This window comes from Nostoc sp. ChiVER01 (assembly GCF_034531155.1).
Taxonomy (GTDB): Bacteria; Cyanobacteriota; Cyanobacteriia; order Cyanobacteriales; family Nostocaceae; genus Nostoc.
The window spans coordinates 137,276-152,236 of the sequence record NZ_JAVRBS010000009.1; the positions used below are offsets into that span (position 1 = coordinate 137,276).

A 14,961-nucleotide genomic window follows, 5' to 3' on the forward strand; every position below is an offset into this window, starting at 1 on the left:
AGCAATAGCTGACAATACTTTGCTATAGGCGCTGAAGTGCATTTAATATAAGCGTAACGACAAGAGAGCGCCTAGAAGAGTCAGTAATACCAGACAGGGACTCTCGCATGAATATAAATCCAATGGAATCAACTATGGAGTTGACAAAATTATCACCACCTCAGATTCTCTTCGGCACAGAAGTAGATGAGAAAAGTAGTAGTGAGCAATTTTTACTGAGCATGTACGATTCTGTGCAAGCATCAATATTTGTAGTTGATGTTCTGGAGGACGGAGATTTTCGCTATGTGGCACTTAATCCCACTCATGAACAGTGGATAGGCATTCGCTCAGATGATCTCCGGGGCAAAAAACCAGAGGATATTCTCTCCCCCAACGATGCTGCTAAGGTGCGTCAGCATTATGCTGAATGTGTGCTATTCGGCAAAACTATTTCTTACGAACAATGTTTGCAATTCCAGGGAGTTCAGACTTGGTGGAGTACGACTCTCACGCCGCTAAGGGATGCTAACTCTAGGATTTATCGACTGATTGGTACTAGTAGCAATATTACTCCTGTGAAGCAAGCAGAGCAGGCAGTTGGACTCCAGGTTGAACGGGAACAACTGCTAGAAGCGATCGCGGGACGAATTCATCAATCTGTCGAATTAGAGACAATTCTGCATCAGACAACAATTCAACTGCGGCAGTTTTTGAATTGCGATCGCGTCCTAATTTATCGCTTCGAGACTGATGGCAGTGGGGTAATCATTGCTGAATCAACTGTGACTGATCCCCTGTTGGGAAAAAATATTACCGATCCCTGCTTCAGTGGCAAATATCCAGAACACTACAGGCAAGATTGCATTCAAATTGTTGAAGATATTTATGCAGATGGGTTGCATCCTTGCCATATAGATTTTCTGGCATCTTTGCAGGTGAGAGCCAATCTAACCGTGCCGATTTTCAAAGAGCAAGATATGTGGGGGCTATTGATTGCCCAGCATTGCCACCAATCGCGTCAATGGCAGCAAACAGAAACAGACTTGACTCTTCAGTTGGCAACTCAAATCGGCATTGCTGCCAGACAGGCAGAACTTCGTCAGCAAATCAAGGATCTCCAAGCAAAGTTGGAGTTGCAAAAACAGAAACAAAAAAATCAGTTGCAGCAGGTGCGAAACTTTCAAGCCTTAGTGCGACGCATGACAGAACAAATCCGCGACAGTCTGGATGAAAGTCAGGTATTGCAGACAGTGACTCAAGAATTAGCAGAGTTACTCAACCTTGACCGTTGCCAAATCGAACTTTATAGCACCTGTCAAACTCTGGTTACTATTACCTACGAGTACAGCATTAACCTACCTCGCTGTCAAGGATTGACCAGACAGATTGCAGACCGTCTTGAAGTTTATCAGTCACTATTGCAAAAACAACCTTTGCAATTTTTAGAAATTGTCCCTGGATGGCAACCAAAATTGTTGGTTATGTCTCAGATGGCTTGTCCAGTTTTCGATACTCAAGGGATTTTAGGAAATATTTGGTTGACAAGACCAACACAAGAGGCATTTGATGAATTTGAAATCGAGTTAGTGCAGCAGGTTGCAAATGAATGTGCGATCGCTATTCGTCAAGCCCAACTTTACCAACAAACCCAGGCACAGGTCAAAGAATTAGAAAATTGCGATCGGCTCAAAAACCAATTTCTCAGAAACCTGTCCCAAGAATTGCGGACACCAATAACAAGCATCAGCCTTGCAGTCCAAACTCTTGAAAGTGTCCTGACACCAGCAGAAATATTAGAGATAGAAATAGTTCCACAACTCTTACAGATTCTGCATAACGAGTGTGCGCGAGAAAACAAGTTAATTAACGACCTACTCACACTCACATATCTAGAAGCCGAACCTGATCCCCCAACTTTGATTGCCATTGACTTACAAAGCTGGCTTCACCCCATTGTCGAGTCTTTTCGAGACCTCACCACTTGCCAGCGACAGCAGTTAAACCTGAGTGTTGATCCCGCACTTCCGCTTTTAGAGACAGATATCACAGATATGGAGAGGATTATCACCGAACTACTCAACCATGTCTGCAAATATACCCCAGCAGGCGAGTCTGTCACAGTCTCTGCTCACCTGGCAGAGGACGCAGTAGAGCTTAATATTAGCAATTCAGGACTAGAGCTTACCAGCAACGAACTGTCACGGATATTTGAGCCTTTCTATCACCCTTCCAAACATGATCCTTGGAAACATAGCGGCACTGGGCTAGAATTGGCATTAGTGCAGAAAATGATCAGACATTTAGGCGGCTCAATTTATGTAGAGAGTGGAGCCGGTCAAACCACCTTCAGCATCAGATTCCCGCTTTAATTAGTTTTTTGGCACGGTACTAGCTAATTTGTCAGAAGTTTGCTATTATGGTTATTCGTGCGGGTGACTAGCTCAACGGTAGAGCAGTAGACTCTTAATCTATTGGTTGCGGGTTCAAATCCCTCGTCACCCACTTTTAAAGTATTTTGTACATTAATTAATTATCTGTCACTGTTAACAGATTATTGTCACTTTTCACTAATTAAGCGCATTTGTTGGAGGGAATTCCTAAAGTAGAGGTAGAGGCTAAATCTTCCCTATTAGCTGCACATGGGTTTGATGCAACTAGGATTTTTGTGGGAAGAAAGACCTAACCCCCTAACCTCCTTCCCTATAAGGGAAGGGGGAAATTCAAAACCTCTCTTCTTTTAGGAGAGAGGAATGGAAGTGAGGTCAATATTTAATTTTGATGGTGCTTAATTATGACTGTAACCTTACAATTACCTCCTAATCTGCAATTTACTGATGAGGAATTTGCACAAATTGTCGCTGTGAATAAAGAATTGCGACTAGAGTTAACTGCTGAAGGGGAATTAATTATCATGTCACCCACTGGGGGAGAAACGGGAAACCGTAATTTTGATTTATTAGGTCAAATATGGTTTTGGAGCAATCAAAATAACCTCGGAAAAGCTTTTGATTCTTCTACTGGGTTTAAACTGCCAAATGGGGCAACTCGTTCGCCTGATGCTTCTTGGGTAAAGATAGAAAAATGGAATGCTCTTACCCCAGAACAAAGAAAGAAATTTATCCCTTTGTGTCCTGATTTTGCAGTGGAATTAGTTTCTGAAACTGATGATGTGGAAGAGATTAAAGCCAAAATGGCGGAATACTTAGCAAATGGCTTAAAACTCGGTTGGTTAATTAATCCTAAAGATAAACAAGTAATCATTTATCGCCCAAATCTTGCACCAGAAGTTTTACAATCTCCTACGAGTCTATCAGGTGAAGATGTTCTCCCTGGTTTTGTTTTAAATTTACAGCAGATTTTTATATAGATGAATGATTATCTTGATTTTATTTCTACAATTACAGAACGTTCTCAAATTAAAACTTTTATAGAATCTGATGCTGGTGTTCAGCAGCAAGAAGGCAAACTTTATAGTGTGTTTGCTGCTTGGTGGCAAATACACTATAAATTTTGGGTGAGTTGCCTAAAACTAAAAAGGTGATGGAACTCTGCGCTGAGTTTTTTAGTTCTTTTGTGGATAGTTTGCAACCAGTGGGATTACTTGGCCGCTTTAAAGTTGCGGGTGTGATTGCTTGCTTTAAAGAAAAGATGCTTTAAGTTTTACAAGCCGATGCAATGGCATAACAAGCCGATGCGTTAACAATAAAACTGATTTAGCAGGCAAAAGTAAGTTTTATTACAGCGATCGCCTCAAATTTTTGCCACATCATGCCTTTTTACTGATATTTAGAATCTAATTGCATAGCTCCCAAATATTTAGTCAAATAAGGCGAAAAAACTTCATAAATTAAGGTTAGTGGCTGTCCATGATGCCAAAACAAGTAATGGCGACCCCAAAAAGGCCCAGCTACATCAAAACCAGACTCTAGGGCCGATGAGTCACCATAGTAAATTCCTCGAACATCCCGATACAGTTCTGTGCGAAGACGAGCTAAACTTGCCCAAATTGGTAATGAACGATTTTGCAAATACTCATCTACATGACTAGCTTCCCACCACGAGGTAGCATAGGCTAATCGCTGACCAGAAGCAGTCCGCAGCCACACTTGCCGCCGTAATCGCGGCCCTGGTACAGCTTGGATCAAGTCAGGAGCGTCATCTAAGTCCATGCCAATCAATGACATATCAATGACATCTACTTCTATAGGCTCACCTGTAAGCAATTCTAGGTGACGTGTTGGAGAGCCGTCACCCAAAAGCATTAGCTGCCAAGCAGGTGCTAGCTGAGTATGAGGTAAACTTTTTTGAATTATTTCCTCCCCTCCTTGCCAAATCGGAGTGAGGCGATGCCAAGCTGCTGGCAGTGTTAGGTTGTTTGTCGCCGTAAAAGTAATACTCAATGCTTTTTACAAAACTTCACGTATCTCTATAAAAGCATAAAAAACCATAGAGTCATTTGTTCTTTGTCATTTGTCCTTTGTTAAAAATTTCTGATGCCTGAGCAAGCCGCGAAGCGTCTAATCTTGCAAGATGACTAATGACCCTCTAAATTTAAGGGTCAACAGTCCAAGGTCTATTGACCCTCGACTATTGACCCTTTACTAATCAACAAAATATGCGGATGGGGAGACTCGAACTCCCAAGGCAAAGCCACACGCACCTCAAGCGTGCGCGTATACCAATTCCGCCACATCCGCACGGGTTGTCTAAACATAGACTATAGCATAAGAAAATAATTATAGTAAGGTGATATCTAAAGTTATATTTCTCAAAAATATAAATTTCCTCAAGGCTGTATCAGACTGACAGAAATCTAGCATCTGCACAAGTGATATTAAAAAGGGTAGAACGACTGTAGGAAGTGCGGTGCGTAGGCGCAGCCTGCCGCAGGCATCGCGTACCCACCCTTTGTAGGCAATCTCTACGACGGGCTATGACGCTCGCGGACTCGCTTTGCGCGTCGCTATCGGCGTCGCCGAAACCTAGTTTAGTAAGCTAGCTAAGACTTACAGCAGCAATGTTGTTAGTGTAGTAAGACTCGTAGAGGCAGCAAGCCTGCAATATGCGAGTTTGCTTAGTAATCAAGGTGGCGAATCTACTGTGATAATTTGAAATGATGCGATCGCGTCGTTTCAAGTTGGATCAGAGAAAATGTCAATCTACTGGTAATGATATCGAAACTAAAAAATGAAGTTTGACAAAATATTAATTGCCAATCGGGGAGAAATCGCCCTTCGCATTCTCCGCGCCTGTGAAGAAATGGGAATTGCGACAGTCGCGGTTCATTCCACCGTTGACCGGAATGCTCTTCATGTCCAACTTGCTGATGAAGCGGTTTGCATTGGCGAACCTGCTAGCAGTAAAAGTTATTTGAATATTCCCAATATTATTGCTGCCGCACTGACCCGCAATGCGACTGCTATTCACCCAGGTTATGGTTTTTTGGCAGAAAATGCCCGGTTTGCGGAAATCTGTGCTGACCATCATATTGCTTTTATTGGCCCAACTCCAGAAGCTATAAAGCTGATGGGGGATAAATCCACTGCCAAAGAAACCATGCAAAAAGCTGGAGTCCCGACAGTACCAGGTAGTGAGGGGTTAGTAGAATCTGAGGAAGAAGGATTAAAATTCGCCAAAGAAATCGGCTATCCAGTGATGATCAAAGCCACAGCCGGTGGCGGTGGGCGGGGTATGCGCCTGGTGCGTTCTGAAGATGAATTTGTCAAACTTTTCCTGGCAGCCCAAGGGGAAGCAGGAGCAGCTTTTGGTAATTCTGGCGTTTATATAGAAAAATTTATTGAACGTCCCCGCCACATCGAATTTCAAATTTTGGCGGATAACTACGGTAATGTCATCCACTTGGGTGAACGGGATTGCTCAATTCAGCGCCGGAATCAAAAGCTACTAGAAGAAGCACCAAGCCCGGCTCTCGACAAAGACCTGCGTGAAAAAATGGGACAAGCTGCTGTCAAAGCTGCCCAATTCATTAATTACAGTGGGGCGGGTACTATCGAGTTTCTCTTGGATAGATCCGGTAAATTCTACTTTATGGAAATGAACACCCGGATTCAAGTAGAACATCCTGTAACAGAGATGATTACTGGAGTGGATTTAGTTGCCGAACAAATTCGCATTGCCCAAGGCGAAAGACTTAAGCTTACCCAAGAGCAAGTAGTCTTGCGGGGTCATGCGATCGAGTGCCGGATCAACGCTGAAGACCCAGATCATGACTTTCGTCCCTCTCCTGGACGGATAAGTGGCTATCTGCCCCCTGGAGGCCCTGGTGTTCGTATTGATTCCCACGTCTACACAGATTACCAAATCCCGCCTTACTACGATTCTTTGATCGGCAAGTTAATTGTTTGGGCCCCAGATCGACCCACTGCTATTAACCGCATGAAACGCGCACTCCGCGAATGTGCCATCACTGGACTACCTACCACAATTGGATTTCATCAAAGAATTATGGAAACTCCACAATTTTTGCAGGGTAATGTCTATACAAGTTTTGTGCAGGAAATGAACGGCTAGGGGAGTGGGGGGTGGGGAGTGGGGAAATGAGGGAAATGAGGGAGATGGAGTATAACCAATGCCCCATGCCCCATGCCCCATGCCTAATTAACACGGTCTATCATTGTCAGCAATCCTTGTTGACCTAGTAATATTTCTCGCACCAGACTGAAGATACCAACCCAAATAATAGGTGTAATATCCACTCCGCCTATAGGTTGCACCACTTTTCGCAATGGCACTAAAAATGGTTCAGTGGGCCAAGCTATTAAATTAAAGGGCAAACGATTCAGATCCACTTGCGGATACCAAGTGAGAATGATCCGAAATATAAATAAAAATGTCATCAGCCCTAACACAGGGCCAAGAATCCAAGCAGTCAGGTCAACACCAGTCATGGGTTTAAGGTACTATCTGTAAAGAAAGAAAAATTTAGGCAACGGCAAGCCGCGCTTCGCTAGGTCCACAAAATTTGAAGCTTTGTAAAGCCCTCTCATCATCATTTTAACCAAATGCTGCCACTTCCTTGTGTAATAGAAAAGCAAACTCCCTACAGCAGTTAACAAGTTTGGCAGTTCAGAGTTAGAGGCTTCTCAAGAAAGTAATACACTATTAAAATTAGGATGAAGTGTGTAAAAAAAGGTTTAGAAGTATGACGCCTTCTTTAGCAAATTTTCTTTGGAGTCTGTTATGGGGTACTGCAATTGTTGTAATCCCCGCTACAGTTGGTCTAATTTTCATTAGCCAAAAAGATAAAATCCAGCGTTCATAATGCTTATGAGAGTTAATCAACTCTCATAACCGATTGTCTGTCAGCTATTTATAATAATTGCACTAAAAGCAGCAGTGCTTGCCGCTAGGGCAGTTGTAGCTAACAGACATAGGTTTATTTTATTTTTCGGTGAACAGCTTCAGAGCTTCTTTGCCAAAAGCTTTGAAGCTTCAATATATTGTGACTAATTACAGTAGTGATTTTAATTGTGACTCGCTAACATAGATTTGATATTGGGAAAACAGCAATGATAAATTTTGGGCTGAACTCAGCCAGTTTTCTGGCTCAGGTAAATTTTGGGGCAAACTCAGCCAGTATTCTAGGAATTTTCCTGGCTGTGGCTGGGGCAGCACTGTATTTTCTTCGCACTGTGCGTCCAGAATTGTCACGGGATCAAGATATCTTTTTTGCGGCAGTCGGTTTGCTCTGCGGCTTTATTCTCGTGTTTCAAGGATGGCGCTTAGACCCGATTCTACAATTTGGTCAACTGTTATTAGTTGGCACAACTGTATTTTTTGCAGTTGAAAGTATTCGTCTGCGGAGTATAGCTACCCAGCAAGCAAAGCGCAACACTCCGATTGTGGATGATGAGCGAGAGGTAAGCGGAAACTATTCCTACAAGAATCGCAGAAAGTATCAGGCTGAAATGGATGCAGACTTAGATCCATTGCCTTATGAAGACGAGGAGGAACGCCCCGTGCGTGCCCGGATTCGGGGTAGCAGAGATGAGATTTCCACTCGTGATGACTACTACGAGGAACAACCCCCCCGTCGTTCAGAACGCCGCAACAGCAGCAGTGAAAGACAGGCTCCAGCAGATAGAACGCGGCGGCGGACTTCTGGGCGTCCTGTGAATCGCCCTTCTGAAAGCTCTGAAGAAGAGAATTGGGGTTCTTCATCTAGGCAAGTTGATGATTGGGAAAGTTCGGGAGAGGAAGTTAGAAAACCTTCTCGGCGTAATAACGGATCTGGGCGTCCAGAAAGCCGGGAAGATGATGTCGCTCCCAGACCAAGAAGGCGGCGTCCACCCACTGACTCGACTTCTCGAAGACCGCGCGAAGATGATGAGGCGATCCCAACTGATTATGTGCCATACAACCCGGTTGAAATACCAAATGAGGGGCGAGATAATTCGACCGATTTTGATGACGATGTTTAAAACACTTGGGGTGACAGTAGGTTTAAAGGCGACGGAAAACAGTTGAGGTGGAAAAATTTACGCCTACATTTTGGCTCCAAAGACCAATTCATTGGAGCCTGGTTTTTGGTTTAACCAGTTTGCTTGCATCTTGTGGTTATAACGATATTTCTATGGGGCCTACTTCCCTCAACAGTCGCTACACTGAGGAGCAACCTGCTTTGAGTGGAAATGGGCGCTTTTTAGCATTTGTATCTAATCGGAATGGTAATCAGCAGCTACTGGTTTTCGATTTAGAGAGGCAACTGTTTATTAGTACACCGGGAATAAACCGAGCGGAGACAATTGCGGAAAGTCCTAGCTTGAGCTATACCGGGCGTTATATTGCTTATCTTACCAGTGACCAAGGTAGACCGGTAGTGGCGCTTTATGATCGCGCTATACAACAGTCGCAAATCGTCACACCAACCTATCGCGGCTGGGTTAGAAAACCAAATATCAGCCCCGATGGACGTTATGTTGTCTTTGAAAGTGCCAGCCGTGGTCAGTGGGATATTGAAGTCCTAGACCGAGGGCCAAATATTGAGTTAGATATTCCTAATGGTGCAACCGTAGGTTCACCTCCGTAGAAGACAGGGAGTAAGGGAGCAGGGAGATGAGGGAGAATAATTAATGCCCGCCCCATCCCCCATGCCTAATATATGAAACGTGTTTTTTTTATACCTGTATTTTTATCCTTAAGTTTATTGACTGGGTGTTTTGGCTACCCTCGCCTTTTGAGTTATCCCTTTGATCCGGGGGGGCGGAGTCTCAATAGTTTAGCGTCGGAATTAAACCCCCAAATTTCTGGGAGATACATTGTTTTTATTACTGACCGACGTGGTAGCCAAGATGTTTATATGTTTGATACAGTGACTCGTGATTTGGTTGATTTGCCGGGTTTAAACTCCTTTGATGCGATCGCAACTCATCCTAGCGTTTCCCAAGATGGTCGTTATGTTGTGTTTGCTGCTAGCCGTCAGGGGCGATCGGCTATTTTTCTCTACGACAGGGAAACACGCCAATCACGCAATTTGACTAATAATCTACAATCTGAAGTCCGCAACCCTACAATTAGCGCTGATGGTAGTAGAATTGCTTTTGAATCCAGTAACAACGGGCAGTGGGATATTTTAGTATATGACCGTTATGGACAGCCGTTGAATATACCTCAAGAACCACGTTGAAGAGTGGGGAGTGATGAAAGAAAATTCCCTATTTCTTTCTTTCTATTCCCTACTCCCTATTCCCTTCTACTTGTTGCACAGATTCAATGAGCGATCGCACTTGTTCTGTCCCTTCAGAAGGCTCAAATGATAGAGGAAATTTACCCCGGAGAATCATCCGCAAACCGAGGGGTGCAAGACTTAGTAATCCTCTTAAATCTTTAAAGTAATTACCGACAACTTGTAAACCAAATTGACGTTCATCAATCCAACCACCTTCTTTAACTAAATCCACTAATACTTTTCGGTGACGAATTGAGCGACTATCATCGGCTTGTTTGTGGGTGAGAATTTCTTGTTTAATTTTGGTGATTTGTTCTAATGGTGCAACCTCCATTGGACAAACTGAATCGCAGTATAAACAACGGGTACAACCCCATACGCCTTTAGTACCTTCGTTATAGCTTGCTAAACGATTTTCGGTGTCGCTATCGCGGGAGTCTGCTACCATCCGGTAAGCTTTAGCAAGGGCATGGGGGCCAACAAAGTTTGGATCAACTTCACGGGCATTGCATTCTGAGTAACAAGCACCACACATAATACAGTTACCAGTTTGATCGAGGCGCGATCGCTCTTGTGGTGTTTGCAAAAACTCTCTTTCTGGCACTTGTCGTGCTGCCGTACTCACATAAGGAGCAACTGCTTCTAGATTATTCCAGAAGCTGCTCATATCTACAACCAAATCTTTAATCACAGGCATATTGCCTAGAGGTGCGATCGTGATTTCGGGAATGGGATTTACTTTACTTTGGGATGATGCTATTTGTTGTAATCTGGCAAGTTCACTGCCAATATTTTCCTTACAAGCTAAAGCCGAACGCCCATTAATTCGCATAGCACAGCTACCACAAATTGTATTACGGCAATTTTTGCGAAATGCCAAAGTTCCATCTTGTTCCCACTTAATATGATTGAGGCAATCCAGAATTGTATTACCTGCTTGAGCCTCTACAAGGTAGGTTTGCACCACTGGGGAGGAATTTTGTTGCTGTCGAATGACCTTAAAAATAACTTCCATGACCACTACCAAAATTTTAAAATTGCTTCACTAGCCTCAAAAATCATGATTCAAGGCAGGTAGTTGCGAAAAATGAGCTATACTTCTTTGACCTTCATTCAAAGCCTAGCGTTAATAGGCTGACCATGAAAGAGCGGCTGATTCTAGTTTAACGATAACCATTCAAACTTCACTTATAGCAGTGCTGTAGCCAATATTTGTGTCAAATTCTCAGATAAAACGCCAAAAATGTAATTATAGCTTTGCATTGAATTTACCTGTTTAGGAATGTAAAGGAAAGAGCGTTTTACTTTCTTCTGTGACCTAGCGATCGTATCCCAATTAAATGCATGTCAGGTTAGCGACACCTCTTGATGTCAACTTGAGTTAGAGCAACTAACTAGAAAATTCAGCAGAAGCTACCACTTGACGGAATTTTTTGATTATATAGAAGTGTAAAAGGGTATGTTCAATATATAGTAGTGGCAATCCGATAGGCAGATGTTAAGAGATTTATTCTTCCCATAGACAGACGTACAAAATTCTCTGACTGCTTTTGAGCTTACGATAATAAACCCAGGAAAAATCCTTACACTTTAAAATAAAAGTTATTGTACTGGGAATCCCGGATGCGCGAGACTTTTAAATTTTTGCTTCCTCTCAATCAAGAAAATCTTGAATTTAACACATTGGTCAAAACTGCTCGTCTAAATAGATAAATTTTTATAAAAGGCATAGAGCAATACTCACGCTTGCAATAAAGGGTTAGGAAAATCCTCAGTGCTTTTTCCAAGCTTTCAGTCCTGGAATTTAAATAAAAATTTACCAGCAACTTTAATTCAAAATTAAACAACTATTTTGCTATTATTAGTCCATGCTAGTATTTAATATAAAATTACGAAAACACAAAACAGAATCAATAGCCGTATCAGCGCGGTTACTACTGCTTTGTTAAATCGTAATGTAGAGACAAGAAAATTCGCGTCTCTACTGGCAGTACAAAAGGGCATAAGCCCGTAGGACTCTATTGAAATACTATGCTTTCCTAAGCTTGAGAGGATGAGTAGAAAAAACCTACCTTCTCATTGAGCAGAGGGGCAAGCACTAAAAGTGGAAAACCTGCATTTTTTGGGATCTACGACTTATTTGGAGTAGAATTAACCCAATTTGTAAAGGTTGCTGAAAGTTACACCGCTACAGTAGCGCCAAAAGAGAAAATAATTTCATTTCTGATGGCGAATAATGGTTAAAATTGCCGTGAAATCAGCAAAATGAATTTCTATGGCAACTATGACCAATTGGTTGTGGACAACCATATATAGAAGTGCTTTTGGCTCCTATCGGCAGGAATTGACCCGTTACACTAGAGTCCTAAGTAGCTCTATGCAAATGCTAAAAAGCCAAATGCCAGCATAAGACTACATCGTTTTTCAGTTTGGAGAGAGTAAGGAAAATTTGAGCATAATGACTGAAACTGCAACCGCGCCATTAACCGGAAAAGCACTACTTGCTAAAGTAAAAGAACTTTCCACTTTACCACGCCGAGAAAGAGCTAAACAGTGCGGCTATTACACTGTTACTAAGAATAACCAGGTTCGTGTCAATCTCACTGATTTTTATGACGCTTTGCTATCGGCTAGAGGGATTCCTCTAAGTCCAGAAGCACCTAAAGATGGTCGTGGTCGTGAACCGACATACCGGGTTAGTGTCCATCAAAATGGTCAGATTGTGATTGGTGCCACATATACCAAAGCAATGGGCTTAAAGGCTGGAGATGAGTTTGAAATTAGGTTGGGATACAAACATATTCACCTAATTCAACTGGGTGAAAGTGACAAAAAACTAACCTCAGAAGATATAGACTCCGACGAATCGGACGAAGATTTGGAAGACGAAGAGTAAATTTGCTGATGGTAGGGATAAGTTTCAGGTAATGATAACTTGTCCTTACCACGACAGCAAACTAGTACAGGTCGGCGGAAATAAACGTAGTATTTCATTACAGCCATAAAACTCAAAATTAAAGCTTTTTGACTTTTGACGTTTGAGTTTTGCCTTGCGGCACTAGTAGCTCTATATAGAAAATTTTGTCACAAGTAAAAAATACGATTAGACCCCTTGCAGAAGTCACCAATTTTAGTAGAGTCTTGATTAATCAGCAAGAAATCTATAGTGCAAGAAGTCTATCGTGTTTTTTTTGTTTAGTTTAGTAACTTATTTTGAGTCTCCTGTCAACGCTTTATTGACGTTTATGGAAAATGCACCAGCACTAGTTGTAGTGATGGCATTTTTTACTTTCTGGATAATTTGCTGGTTGCCAGTGGCTACAGTATCAGCAATATTGCTCAATTGGCAACCACCTAAACCTTTACAGCCAGAGCAAAAAATGCCGTTATTGGTGTCACTCTATCTATTAGCTCCCCTAATTCTGTGGGGAGTTAGTTGGTTTACCAATAAATCTTTTTCGGATTACGGCTTTGTTGGCAATATTTCAACTATTGGTTCTTTAGCACTAGGTTTTACTTTGGGAGTGGTGAGCCTAGCTATTGTATTTAGTGGGCAATTTGGGTTAGGCTGGTGTTCTTTTGAAAAGACGAATTTCAAGTTAGCGCTACCCATCTTGCTACCGATTTTGTTGATAGCGTTATTAGTTGGTGGGATAGAAGAGTTAGTTTTTCGCGGTTTCCTGTTTACTGAATTAGCGCAGGATTATCCAGTTTGGGTAGCAGCAGTAATTTCTAGCTTGATATTTGCCTTGCTACATTTGGTTTGGGAGCAACGCGAAACCGCACCTCAACTACCTGGATTGTGGCTGATGGGAATGGTGCTGGTGTTAGCACGGTTTGCCGATCGCAACAATTTGGGTTTAGCTTGGGGATTACACGCGGGATGGATATGGGCGATCGCTACTATAGACACAGCAGAACTAATTACTTATACAGGTAAAGTCTCTGATTGGTTCACTGGTAAGAATAAAAAACCCTTAGCTGGTTTGACAGGAATTATTTGTGTATTGGGAACTGGAATGATTATCTGGTTTTTTTCTAGGCATAATTAAAGTGAAAATAGCGAGAGCAAGACGCCCAACCTACAAGAGATGATTAATTTTTGTGGGCGTCTTATACATTAGAGATTCGTTACCTAATCCCTAATTTTTAACTTCCAAAGCCAGGAATTAAACGCTTAAGGGCGCGATCGGTAACGTCGCTATACCGCAGTTCTCCACAGAGAATCTTACCCATGATTTTGGCACCGGAGGGATGCTTAACACCAACTTTGTAGCCAATAGCAGGAAAGCGATAGAATGCTCCAGCTAATTTTTGTGCCCAAGCCATCTCATTACCCCATTCTTCATTAATAGCTTCAGTATATTTTTCTAAAGCATTGCTATCACCAGAAAGGGCGTCGTTAATAGCTCCTGCTGCAATCAAACCACTAAAAATTGACGGACGAATGCCTTCTGCTGTCATAGGATAAACTACACAAGCAGCTTCCCCAGCCAAAACTGCATTTTGAGTATGCAACTTTTGCTTTCCATTCCACAAGCAAAGGGGATAACCATACTGCTTGCTAGTTTTGATATCTAGATCAAACGATCGCGCGTACTCATCTAAAATCTTTTTAAAATCTTGGGGTTGACCACCAACAAATGTACCGATCCCAATAGAATAACCATCCGCCTTCGGAAAGTTCCAAATGTAGCCATTTTTCACCAAGCCCAACTCAAGATGAATTGTGGATTGGTCTTTGACAGTTGCAGAAACTTCTGCTTCTAAAGCTGCTGCTAAACTGCGTTTACGGTCTTTGAAGCCTAACCATTTTGCCATTGGCCCTTTAGCACCATCAGCCGCAATTAAATAGCGACTTGTAACTGGCTCATTGGTTGTGTTAATTTGCCAATAGTCATTTTTAAATTCAATACTCGTTACTTCAGTATTATCTCGGAGTTCAGCTCCTTGCTTCTGCGCCTGCTGCACTAGGAAATGGTCAAAAATATCTCGTCGCACCATCCAGACTGGTTCTTCTGTGGCGATTTTTGCTTCTACTGGATCGCCTAATTTCCAAGTAAAGCGAAAGGAGTCGGCTTTTACAGAAATTGCAGGGCTAAAATCAAAGTCAAACCATTGAGCGATCACTGGAGATACACCACCGCCACAAGGTTTATATCTTGGTAGAGATTCTTTTTCTAACACTAATACTGAGCGGCCCTGTTTAGCTAAATGATATGCAGCTGTTCCACCAGCTGGCCCAGCGCCGACGATGATGCAATCGTACATAAGGCTGAATTTTTGCTCCT

Annotated in this window: 14 protein-coding genes and 2 tRNA genes; 11 read left to right on the forward strand and 5 right to left on the reverse strand. The window is 42.4% G+C overall.

Features of this window, described 5'->3' with window-relative positions:
- The first annotated feature begins 107 nt into the window (after positions 1-107).
- From RMY00_RS14445 to RMY00_RS14460, 4 genes are all read left to right on the forward strand, one after another.
- Positions 108-2,351: a GAF domain-containing protein gene (locus RMY00_RS14445; protein WP_322648197.1), complete on the forward strand. Its 2,244-nt coding sequence runs from the start codon at positions 108-110 to the stop codon at positions 2,349-2,351.
- Positions 2,352-2,412: 61 nt separating this feature from the next.
- A tRNA-Lys gene (locus RMY00_RS14450) sits at positions 2,413-2,484 on the forward strand.
- A 286-nt stretch (positions 2,485-2,770) separates the two neighbouring features.
- Positions 2,771-3,349, forward strand: coding sequence for a Uma2 family endonuclease (locus tag RMY00_RS14455; RefSeq protein WP_322648280.1), 579 nt, complete (start codon positions 2,771-2,773; stop codon positions 3,347-3,349).
- On the forward strand, positions 3,350-3,523 hold the full coding sequence (locus RMY00_RS14460; RefSeq protein WP_322648198.1) for a hypothetical protein: 174 nt from the start codon (positions 3,350-3,352) through the stop codon (positions 3,521-3,523).
- Positions 3,524-3,758: 235 nt separating this feature from the next.
- On the opposite strand, the gene RMY00_RS14465 is transcribed toward RMY00_RS14460, so the two are convergent.
- On the reverse strand, positions 3,759-4,382 hold the full coding sequence (locus RMY00_RS14465; RefSeq protein WP_322648199.1) for a chorismate lyase: 624 nt from the start codon (positions 4,380-4,382) through the stop codon (positions 3,759-3,761).
- Positions 4,383-4,598: 216 nt separating this feature from the next.
- Positions 4,599-4,679, reverse strand: a tRNA-Leu gene (locus RMY00_RS14470).
- Between the two features lie 490 nt (positions 4,680-5,169).
- Between RMY00_RS14470 and accC the strand changes: the two genes are divergently transcribed.
- Positions 5,170-6,513, forward strand: coding sequence for an acetyl-CoA carboxylase biotin carboxylase subunit (gene accC / locus RMY00_RS14475; RefSeq protein ID WP_322648200.1), 1,344 nt, complete (start codon positions 5,170-5,172; stop codon positions 6,511-6,513).
- An 83-nt stretch (positions 6,514-6,596) separates the two neighbouring features.
- Here accC and RMY00_RS14480 read toward each other — a convergent pair whose 3' ends face one another.
- Positions 6,597-6,890 (reverse strand): YggT family protein, encoded by a 294-nt coding sequence (locus RMY00_RS14480; protein WP_322648201.1) that lies wholly within the window; start codon positions 6,888-6,890, stop codon positions 6,597-6,599.
- 254 nt (positions 6,891-7,144) lie between these two features.
- Here RMY00_RS14480 and psbX point away from each other — a divergent pair, with 254 nt between their 5' ends.
- From psbX to RMY00_RS14500, 4 genes are all read left to right on the forward strand, one after another.
- Positions 7,145-7,264, forward strand: coding sequence for a photosystem II reaction center X protein (psbX, locus tag RMY00_RS14485; RefSeq protein ID WP_174709687.1), 120 nt, complete (start codon positions 7,145-7,147; stop codon positions 7,262-7,264).
- A 247-nt stretch (positions 7,265-7,511) separates the two neighbouring features.
- A complete protein-coding gene (locus RMY00_RS14490; protein WP_322648202.1) occupies positions 7,512-8,423 on the forward strand; it encodes a Ycf66 family protein in 912 nt (303 codons plus the stop codon).
- Between the two features lie 47 nt (positions 8,424-8,470).
- Positions 8,471-9,031, forward strand: a complete 561-nt coding sequence (locus tag RMY00_RS14495; protein ID WP_322648203.1) for a hypothetical protein — start codon at positions 8,471-8,473, stop codon at positions 9,029-9,031.
- A 72-nt stretch (positions 9,032-9,103) separates the two neighbouring features.
- The gene (locus tag RMY00_RS14500) at positions 9,104-9,628 is read left to right on the forward strand and encodes a Tol biopolymer transporter periplasmic protein (RefSeq protein WP_322648204.1); all 525 of its coding nucleotides are present in this window, start codon (positions 9,104-9,106) and stop codon (positions 9,626-9,628) included.
- A 49-nt stretch (positions 9,629-9,677) separates the two neighbouring features.
- On the opposite strand, the gene RMY00_RS14505 is transcribed toward RMY00_RS14500, so the two are convergent.
- The gene (locus RMY00_RS14505) at positions 9,678-10,685 is read right to left on the reverse strand and encodes a succinate dehydrogenase/fumarate reductase iron-sulfur subunit (RefSeq protein WP_322648205.1); all 1,008 of its coding nucleotides are present in this window, start codon (positions 10,683-10,685) and stop codon (positions 9,678-9,680) included.
- Between the two features lie 1,443 nt (positions 10,686-12,128).
- On the opposite strand from RMY00_RS14505, the gene RMY00_RS14510 reads away from it, so the two are divergent.
- Positions 12,129-12,566 carry an AbrB family transcriptional regulator gene (locus RMY00_RS14510; RefSeq protein WP_109007297.1) on the forward strand — a complete coding sequence of 146 codons (438 nt, stop codon included), beginning with the start codon at positions 12,129-12,131 and terminating at the stop codon, positions 12,564-12,566.
- A 286-nt stretch (positions 12,567-12,852) separates the two neighbouring features.
- Positions 12,853-13,722, forward strand: a complete 870-nt coding sequence (locus RMY00_RS14515; RefSeq protein ID WP_416212066.1) for a lysostaphin resistance A-like protein — start codon at positions 12,853-12,855, stop codon at positions 13,720-13,722.
- 97 nt (positions 13,723-13,819) lie between these two features.
- Here RMY00_RS14515 and RMY00_RS14520 read toward each other — a convergent pair whose 3' ends face one another.
- Positions 13,820-14,941 (reverse strand): geranylgeranyl reductase family protein, encoded by a 1,122-nt coding sequence (locus RMY00_RS14520; RefSeq protein WP_322648206.1) that lies wholly within the window; start codon positions 14,939-14,941, stop codon positions 13,820-13,822.
- Positions 14,942-14,961: the final 20 nt, after the last annotated feature.